Below are 316 nucleotides of genomic sequence, written 5' to 3' on the forward strand. Positions count from 1 at the left end.
AAGCTGGACGCCCGCATTAACCTCGCGCGGTTGGTGATTTCGTGATTCAATCTGGCCGTCATGATTTGGAGGCGGGACGATGGAACAGAGGTCGCTATTCGGGCTTTCGGAGCATCTTGAGCGGTTAAGCAAAATCGGTGACCCGCTGGAGGTTCTGGAAGCGACGGTCGATTTCGAGTATTTCCGCGGCTGGCTGATCGAAGGGCTGGGCTACGGCGACGGAGCCAAGGGCGGCCGCCCTCCTTTCGATCCGGTGTCGATGTTCAAGGCGCTGATCCTGCAGGCCCAGCACAATCTGAGCGACGCCAGGATGGAA

At 59.2% G+C, this 316-nt stretch carries 1 protein-coding gene; it reads left to right on the plus strand.

From position 1 onward, the window contains the following. Positions 1-79 precede the first annotated feature (79 nt). On the plus strand, positions 80-316 hold a 237-nt coding region (locus tag EET67_RS25475), incomplete at its 3' end, for a transposase (RefSeq protein WP_133308894.1).

The sequence above is a fragment of the Borborobacter arsenicus genome, assembly GCF_003934165.1.
Classification (GTDB): Bacteria; Pseudomonadota; Alphaproteobacteria; order Rhizobiales; family Rhizobiaceae; genus Pseudaminobacter; species Pseudaminobacter arsenicus.